Below are 2,486 nucleotides of genomic sequence, written 5' to 3'. Positions count from 1 at the left end.
GTCGCCGGGTGCGGCCTCGGATTCGACGAGGTCGGCGACGCGGCTGTAATCCATGCCGCTCGGCTTGGCATAGGGTCCGCGCTGCACGAGGTAGTGCGGCAGGGCGACGGCTCCGAACAACGCGAGGATCACCGCGAGCAGCGGCAGCGATCGTCGTCCGGCGAGACCCGCGATCCACACCATCGACTGTCCGAGGAGCAGTGCGCACGCGGGGGCGGTGAACGTGAAGTACCGACCCAGATACACGTTCTGCGACGTCAGCGAATACAGCAGCACCAGCGCGGTGGGAACGAGGAGCCAGGGCACGGCCGTCGCGAGAAGCCCCGGCTGTTCGCCGCCCCGGTGGTCACGCCCACGGATGATGCCGACCGTCACTCCGGCGACGACGAGCAGTCCGGAGACGACTGCGACGGCGAGTGCGTTGTCGAAGTACTGCTCGACGAGCACGATCCACACGAGATCGAAATTCCGGCCGGCGATCCACGAGACCTGATCCGCCTGCGATTGCACCAGCACGATCACCGGCGCCGCGATCGCGATGCCCGCGCCGGCAGCCAGGAGGAACGACCCGACGCAGCGACGTCCGGTCTTCGTCACCGCGAGCGTCACCACGTGCGCGGCAACGATCAGGATGCTGTAGAGGAACACCGTGGTCGAGACCGCGACGAGCAGCGCGTACAGCACCCACGCGGTGCCCGTCCGCCTGCGCACGGCCACGACGAACACGACGGTCACCCACACCGCCAGCGCCGCGGACAGCGCGTACGAGCGCGCCTCGATTCCGGCGGAYGTCACCCGCGGCAAGATCGCGAACACGAGCGCCGCGACCAGGGCCATCCGTCGCGTGGACAGCAGCTTTCCGAGCACGACGAGGCCGGCGGCGCCGATCCCCACGGCCAGCACGCTGGGCAGTCGCAGCCAGAACTCGGTCAGGGGGACGACGCGCAGCCACCCATGCATGCCCAGGTAGTACGCGCCGTGGACGGCGTCGACGTCGAACAGCAACCGCACCATGTCGGGGATGTCGCGCCCGGCGACCGAGACGGTGGCCGCCTCGTCGTGCCAGAACGACGGCGACCAGGACCGGAAGCCCGAGATCGCGACCGCCACGAGTCCGAGCAGGAGCGGATCGCACCATCTCGTCCACAGCCGGGTTCCTCGCTCCGCACCGCTGCGCCGCGACTCGGAAGCCAGCACGGGCAGGGGCGACGTCATTCCGCGGTTCCTCGAGGTAGGTGAAATCAATGACCTACATGGAGACCGTTCCGGACCGCGTCGCCGTTACGTCCGGCGCTACCCGGCGGACGAGTCCTGCGCCCCGAGCCGCCACAGCGACGTCACTTCCCGCTTGCGCGCGGCGTGCAACGCATCCGAGCGGTCGGCGACCTTCCCGTGCCGGGGTGCCACGTCCCGGCGTCCGAGGACGGTCAGTCCGGCGTCGTCGATCAGGGCCAGTAATTCCTCGCGGGTTCGCAGGCCGAGGTGCTCGGCGATGTCGGACAGGATGAGCCAGCCCTCTCCCCCGGGCTCGAGGTGCTCGGCCAACCCGGCCAGGAATCCGCGGAGCATCCGGCTGTCCGGATCGTAGATCGCGTATTCGATCGGCGAGGTGGGACGGGCGGGAATCCACGGCGGGTTGCACACGACCAGCGGTGCCCGGCCCTCGGGGAACAGATCCGTTTCCACCACCTGCACCTGACCGGCGTAGCCGAGCCGGTCCAGATTCGCCCGGGCGCAGGCGAGCGCATTCGCGTCGAGTTCGGTCGCGATCACCTTCTCGACGCCGCGGTGCGCGAGGACGGCGGCCAGCACACCGGTGCCGGTGCCGATGTCGAATGCCTGCGTGTTTGACGGCAGCGGGGTGTCGGCGACGAGGTCGACGTATTCGCCGCGAATCGGGGAGAACACGCCGTAGGCGGGGTGGATGCGCGCACCGAGGGCGGGAATGTCGACGCCCTTCTTCTGCCACTCGTGGGCGCCGATCGCCCCGAGCAGGTCGCGCAGGGTGGTGACGGTGGGCTGGTCCGTCGGTCCGTACGCCTCGAGCACCGCCTGCCGCACGTCGGGGGCGCGCCGCAGCGGAACGGTCTGGTCGGCGTCGAACGGCACCAGCAGCATCCCGAGGATCCCCGCCCGCCGCGACTGCGTCTGCCGGTGCAGGTGGAACGCGGTGGCGGGGTCGGTGGACGTCTTGCGGGTCTTGCGGTCGGTGCGGGCGGCGACGGCGGTGCCGAGCTGGCGGGCGTTGTGGAAGTCGCCGCGCCACAGCAGCGCCGTCCCCTCGCACGCGAGGCGGTACGCCTCGTCGGCGGTCATCGAGTCGTCGGCCACCCGGATCTTCTTCGGGGGCGTCGCCCCGCTGGTGGACCGCCACACCGCCGAATGCTCGGTGCCGTCCTCGGTCCAGCGGACGAACTCGGTTTCCATGAGGGAGAGCCTAGGCGCTTCGCGCCCGTGCGCCTTTTTGGTAGCTGGGACAACCAGAA

At 70.1% G+C, this 2,486-nt stretch carries 2 protein-coding genes; both read right to left on the bottom strand.

The features are described 5' to 3' along the window. On the bottom strand, window positions 1-1,215 hold a 1,215-nt coding region (locus AC1D1G_RS44240), incomplete at its 3' end, for a glycosyltransferase family 39 protein (RefSeq protein WP_477956830.1). A 78-nt stretch (window positions 1,216-1,293) separates the two neighbouring features. Continuing rightward, complete coding sequence (locus AC1D1G_RS44235; protein ID WP_477956829.1) at window positions 1,294-2,427, bottom strand: methyltransferase; 1,134 nt, start codon at window positions 2,425-2,427, stop codon at window positions 1,294-1,296. Window positions 2,428-2,486: the final 59 nt, after the last annotated feature.

Source organism: Rhodococcus sp. P3_B8 (assembly GCF_056402775.1).
This window is presented reverse-complemented; position numbering and strand designations above follow the sequence as displayed.